Consider the following 6,237-nt stretch of genomic DNA (forward strand, 5'->3'; position numbering starts at 1 on the left):
AGGTGTAGGTGAAGGTCTCGATGCCGTTGCCGCCACCGTGCAGGTTGAAGAAGTCCGGATCAGCGGTATTAAGCGTGTAGGTGTAGGAACCGTCGGCAGCCAGCACCAGGGTGCCGTAGGTACCGACGAAGGTACCAGCAGTAATTGGCCCGGTCGGCACACGGTCAGCACCCTGTACATCATTGCTCAGCACATTGCCGGTCAGCGTCAGTTGGTTCTCGGTGGCGATAACAGCATTGGTATCGCCCGCTGCGCTCGGCAGATCATCGACGATGTTGACGTCGATACTGCCTGTGGCGCTGCTGCCGTCGGTATCGGTGGCGGTTACGGTGAAACTTTCGCTGAGGCTGTTGGCACCGTTGGCCGTAGGGTGATTCTCATTGTCGAGCAAGGTGTAGCTGTAAGTCACCACGCCGGTGGCCGGGTTGTAGCCGGTGATGGTCAGGGTGTTGCCCAGTGCAGTGGTCGCCGATTGCGGGAAGCCGCTGGCCACCCCGCCGCTGACTACACTAATGCCGCCGACGGTCAGGGTTTGCACGCCGTCCAGCGCCGTCACGGTAAAGCTTCCACTCTGGGTCAGGGCCGCATTGCTTGGGTTGCTGCCATCGCTGAGGTTGCTCTCGTAGACGGTCAGTTCACCACCGTTGACGTTCAGGCCGTCGAGGGTCACCGGGTCGTTGAGGTTGCTGACGTTGAGTACCAGGTTGGCGGTGCTGGTGTCTCCGTCGGCGTCCTTCAGGGTGTAGGTGAATGTCTCGATGCCGTTGCCGCCACCGTGCAGGTTGAAGAAGTCCGGATCAGCGGTATTAAGCGTGTAGGTGTAGGAACCGTCGGCAGCCAGCACCAGGGTGCCGTAGGTACCGACGAAGGTACCAGCAGTAATTGGCCCGGTCGGAACACGGTCAGCACCCTGTACATCATTGCTCAGCACATTGCCGGTCAGCGTCAGTTGGTTCTCGGTGGCGATGACAGCGTTGGTATCGCCGGCTGCGCTCGGCAGATCATCGACGATGTTGACGTCGATACTGCCTGTGGCGCTGCTGCCGTCGGTATCGGTGGCGGTTACGGTGAAACTTTCGCTGAGGCTGTTGGCACCGTTGGCATTCGGGTGCGCCTCGTTGTCGAGCAAGGTATAGCTGTAAGTCACCACGCCGGTTGCCGGGTTGTAGCCGGTGATGGTCAGGGTGTTGCCCAGCGCCGTGGTCGCCGATTGCGGGAAGCCGCTGGCCACTCCGCCACTGACCACGTTGATGCCGCCGACGGTCAGGGTTTGCACGCCGTCCAGCGCCGTCACGGTAAAGCTTCCACTCTGGGTCAGGGCCGCATTGCTTGGGCTGCTGCCATCGCTGAGATTGCTCTCGTAGACGGTCAGTTCACCACCGTTGACGTTCAGGCCGTCGAGGGTCACCGGGTCGTTTAGGTTGCTGACGTTGAGTACCAGGTTGGCGCTGGACACATCGCCATCGGCATCGGTCAGGGTGTAGGTAAAGGTCTCGATACCGTTACCATCACCATACAGATCAATGAAGTCCGGATCGGCAGTGTTCAGCGTGTAGGTGTAGGAACCGTCAGCAGCCAGCACCAAAGTGCCGTAGGTACCCACGAAGGTACCAGCGGTAATTGGTCCGCTCGGCACGCGGTCCGCACCCTGCACGTCGTTGCTCAGCACGTTGCCGGTCAGGGTCAACTGGTTCTCGGTGGCGCTGATGGCGTTGGTATCGCCCGCTGCCGTCGGTACATCGTCGACGATATTGACGTCGATGACGCCACTGGCAGTGCTGCCATCAGTGTCGGTCACACTGACCGTGAAGCTCTCTCCCAGGCTGTTAGTGCCATTGGCCGTGGCGTGGGCTTCGTTGTCGAGCAAGGTGTAGCTGTAGGTCACCACGCCAGTCGAGGCATCGTAGCCGGTGATGGTCAGGGTATTACCCAACGCCGTGGTCACCGATTGCGGGAAGCCGCTGGCCACCCCGCCGCTGACTACAGTAATGCCGCCGACGGTCAGGGTTTGTACGCCGTCCAGCGCCGTCACCGTGAAGCTACCCGTCTGAGTCAACGCAGGCGCATCCGGGCTGCTGCCGTCGTCCAGGTTCTTCTCGTAGACGGTCAGTTCGCCACCTTCGACGTTCAAACCATCGAGGGTAACGGGATCGTTGAGGTTAGTGACGTTGAGCACCAGGTTGGCGGTGGACACATCGCCGTCAGCGTCAGTCAGGGTGTAGGTAAAAGTCTCGACACCATTACCGCCGCCATGCAGGTTGAAGAAGTCCGGATCGGCTGTATTGAGCGTATAGGTGTAGGAACCATCAGCAGCCAGCACCAGGGTGCCGTAGGTACCGACGAAGGTACCGGCGGTAATGGGCCCGCTCGGCACGCGGTCCGCGCCCTGCACATCGTTGCTCAGTACGTTGCCGGTCAGCGTCAACTGGTTCTCGGTGGCGATGGCGGCGTTGGCATCACCCGCTGCCGTCGGCACGTCATCGATAATGGAAACATCGATACTCATGCTCGCGCTGCTGCCATCGGTGTCGGTGGCAACCACATTGAAACTCTCACCAAGCGAGTTGCTGCCATTGGCCGTGGCATGCGCCTCACTGCCGTTCAGGGTATAGCTGTAGGTCACTTCACCGGTAGCCGGGTTGTAGCTGCTGACGGTCAGGGTATTGCCCAGTGCGGTCGTGAGCGATTGCGGGAAGCCATTGACCACCCCGCCGCTGATCACATTGATGCCGCCAACCGTCAGTGATTGCAGGCCATCCGCTGCGGTCACGGTAAAGCTGCCGCTCTGGGTCAGCGCCCCGGCATCGGGGCTACTGCCAGCCGCCAGGTTTTTCTCGGACAGCACCAGCTCGCCGCCGTTGATGCTCAGCCCGTTGAGCTCCACCGGATCATTGAGGTTGGTAACGTTCAGCACCAGGTTGGCGCTGGACACATCGCCATCGGCATCGGTCAGGGTGTAGGTAAAGGTCTCGATGCCGTTACCACCACCCTGCAGATTGAAGAAGTCCGGATCGGCAGTGTTCAGCGTATAGGTGTAGGAACCGTCGGCCGCCAACACCAGAGTGCCGTAGGTACCGGTGAAGGTGCCGGCGGTGATCGGCCCGCTCGGTACTCGGTCTGCGCCCTGCACGTCGTTGCTCAGCACATTGCCGGTCAGGGTCAGTTGGCTCTCGGTCGCGGTGACGGCATTGGTATCGGCCAGCGCCCGCGGCACATCGTCAATCACTGCGATGTCCAGTGAGCCACTGGCGACGTCGCCATCGGTGTCACTGACCAGTACCGCGATGGTTTCGCCGAACCCGTTGGCGCCAGCGCCGCTCGTGTGGGTCTCGGCACCGTTGAGGGTGTAGCTGTAGCTGACCACACCGGTCGCAGGGTCGTAGCCGGTGATGGCCAGCCCATTGCCCAGGCCGGTGGTGATCGACTGGCCGACACCCGTCACTGCACCCGCAGTAACAACGTTGATGCCACCGACATTGAGGTTGAACACCCCATCCGGCGCCTGCACCGTGAAACTGCCCACCTGGGTCAGCGCCGCCGGATCGCTGGCCGACCCCTGGGGCAGATGGGCCTCGTTCAACGACAGTTCGCCGCCCTCGACGGCGAGCCCTTCGATGCTCACCGGGTTGTCGACCACAGGCAGCGGCGGTGCGTCGTTATTGGTGTTGATCAGGCCGACGTCCAGCTCCGGCAACTCGGGAAAGCCATTGAAACCTGCAGTAGGAAAGCCAATTTGCGGATCAACGCGCCCGGCCACCTCATCGAGAATCACAAAAGTATGCCCGCCCCCCAGTGCACCCGGGGCACCGCCAGTACCTGGGCCCGCCGCAGTGGGGTCGGCGTCCTGGGTCGGGTCGGCACCGGCGGCGATGGCTTGCTGGAGTTTTTCCACGTCGCTCAGCTGGGCCTGGCTGGGGGTCAGCGCCTGCGGTGTGTCGACATGAGGCGCGTGGTTGGCCAGTAGCTCAGGGGTCAGGGTCAGACTGCTACCGCGGCCAAGGGTCAGTTCAGCACCGTTCTGCAGGTGGACGGCGACAGCGCCCGCCAGGCCTGTGTCCAACTGCTCACCGGCATACAGCCGATCGCCTTCAACCAGCGCCCGGCGGCTGCCATCGCTGCCTACAACGAAGACTTCGCCCACCACCTTGCTGACGATACCGATTAACTTAGCCATGAGCGCACTCCTCCACTGCAAGTCGGTTGATTGCAGCAAACGTGCGCTGAACATTGCGTGACCACCCCGGCGGGATTACCCCGGGCTAGCGCTGAAACAGCCCAGCAGGCGCTATGATTTCAATGAAATCAATAACTTCGCCTGCCAGTGCCGTGGTGAACGTGATTGAACGAAGTGGCCAAGTGACATGTGCCAATAAATTGTCGCCAAACTTCGCCCCGCCTCCATCCCCTCCGCTACATCCATGCCCTTTGCTACAAAACACGGGAACTTCCTCTGACGCCCGAAAAAATGCACCCTAGCGCTGATTCCACGGGCGGTTTGATATGAACAATGTCTCGAATTTCTTAGACCGCATAAGTTTTTTTTCGCATAACTCTTATGAAAAAATCTTCTTAGCTGCACGCGTAAATGTTCTTAGCTCTGTTGTTACAAGCCTGATACGGTTTAACCTCAGGTTTTCGTCACTTTTTTGACGAATCGCAGGACCATTACTAGAAATCAGGGAGATGTAACCCATGCGCGTTTTGACCCCCATCACCAGCGCAATTCTGTTGGCCATGGCATGTTCCAGTGCCCAGGCGATGTCAATTAATGAAGCTGTGCAAAGCGCCGTGGATAACCATCCGGAAATCAATGCCAGCAGGAACAGCCGGTTGTCGGCCGATGAAGATGTGAAGTTCGCCAGAGGGGGCTACTTCCCGACGGTCGATTTGGTGGCCGGTTATGGTCGCCAGCGTTCCGACAACACCAATACCCGTGGTTTCAACACCGACGGCAGCCGCAACCATAATAAAGAGACGCTGACCTACACCCAGTCGGACCTGCGTCTGCGGCAGATGTTGTTCGATGGCTTCAACACCCCCAACGAAGTCGGCCGTACTGAAGCTGTGGTCAACTCGCGCGCCTACTACACCCAGGCCACCGCCGAGTCGATCGCCCTGCGCACCGTCGAGGTGTACCTGGAAGTGCTCAAGCGCCGCGAGCTGGTGACCCTGGCCAAGAACAACCTGCAAGCCCACTTGCGGGTCAACGATCAGATCAGCCTGCGCAGCGAGCGCGGCGTCGGCAGCAACGCTGACCGAGATCAGTCCACTGCCCGTCGCGCCCTGGCAGAAAACAACCTGTACACCGCCGAAGTCGACCTGGCCGACGCCGAAGCCAACTTCTATAGCGTCGTTGGCCGTTCCGCCGATGAGCTGGAAACCCCGGTGACCATCAAAGGCGAAGTACCTCCCGACCTGGGTGCCGCGCGCCAAGGCATGCTCGACAACAACCCTTACCTGAAGTCCGCCCAGGCCGACGTCAATGCGGCCGAGCAGCAATACGAAGTGGCCAAGTCGCCGTTCTACCCGCGCCTGGACGCGGTGCTGGCCACCGGTGCCAACAACAACACCGCAGGTCAGGTCGGCCACGACAACAACGACTGGCAAGCCGGTGTCGAGCTCAGCTACAACCTGTTCCGCGGCGGCAGCGACAAGGCCCGCCTGCAGTCCGATGCACACAAGATCAACCAGGCCATGGACATCCGCAACAATGCCCTGCGGACCCTCAACGAAAACCTGGCCCTGTCATGGAACGCCATGAACAACGCCCGCGTACAACTGCCAGCAGCGCGCGAATACGCCGAGACCACTACTCGCGTGCGGGCCGCCTACCAGGACCAGTTCGGCCTCGGCCAACGCACCCTGCTCGACCTGCTCGACAGTGAAAACGAGCTGTACAACGCCAACCGCCGCTACACCGAAGTGCGCTACACCGAAGAGTTCTCCATGTACCGGGTACTGGCCAACATGGGTGAGCTGTTGAGCAAGCAGCGCATCTCGCTACCAGCCGAAGCGATCGCCAAGAGCGAAGTGAAGAGCGAGGCGCGCTTGCCCGATATGCGCTAATCCCCTCCACCCGCTACAGGAGTAGGCGACCGTGACCAGCATGCAATCTGCGAGCTCGGCAATAGATCCGCGCCAGAGTTTCGATGACCCGTTACTCGATGGCTTGCTGATCCTCTGCAAGCTGCACGGTTGCACCGCCAGTCGCGCCGGCCTGAGTGCCGGCCTTCCCCT

The 6,237-nt window shown here is 60.7% G+C and carries 3 protein-coding genes; 1 reads left to right on the plus strand and 2 read right to left on the minus strand.

Annotated features, from left to right (window positions below):
• Together UW3_RS26965 and UW3_RS28930 are read right to left on the minus strand one after the other, a co-directional pair.
• A partial coding sequence (locus UW3_RS26965; protein ID WP_010223048.1) for a retention module-containing protein occupies window positions 1-4,174 on the minus strand: 4,174 nt, incomplete at its 3' end.
• Window positions 4,175-4,553: 379 nt separating this feature from the next.
• The gene (locus UW3_RS28930; RefSeq protein WP_162471131.1) at window positions 4,554-4,736 is read right to left on the minus strand and encodes a hypothetical protein; all 183 of its coding nucleotides are present in this window, start codon (window positions 4,734-4,736) and stop codon (window positions 4,554-4,556) included.
• Here UW3_RS28930 and UW3_RS0113620 point away from each other — a divergent pair.
• On the plus strand, window positions 4,693-6,066 hold the full coding sequence (locus UW3_RS0113620) for a TolC family outer membrane protein (RefSeq protein WP_010223049.1): 1,374 nt from the start codon (window positions 4,693-4,695) through the stop codon (window positions 6,064-6,066). The genes UW3_RS28930 and UW3_RS0113620 overlap by 44 nt on opposite strands.
• The last annotated feature ends 171 nt before the right edge of the window (window positions 6,067-6,237 follow it).

It is taken from the genome of Pseudomonas donghuensis (assembly GCF_000259195.1).
Taxonomy (GTDB): Bacteria; Pseudomonadota; Gammaproteobacteria; order Pseudomonadales; family Pseudomonadaceae; genus Aquipseudomonas; species Aquipseudomonas donghuensis.

What these genes read in the sequence shown, in the direction of transcription:
- UW3_RS0113620 (WP_010223049.1), top strand. Translation starts at nt 4,693, where the DNA reads ATGCGCGTTTTGACCCCCATCACCAGCGCAATTCTGTTGGCCATGGCA.
- UW3_RS28930 (WP_162471131.1), bottom strand. Translation starts at nt 4,736, where the DNA reads ATGGCCAACAGAATTGCGCTGGTGATGGGGGTCAAAACGCGCATGGGT.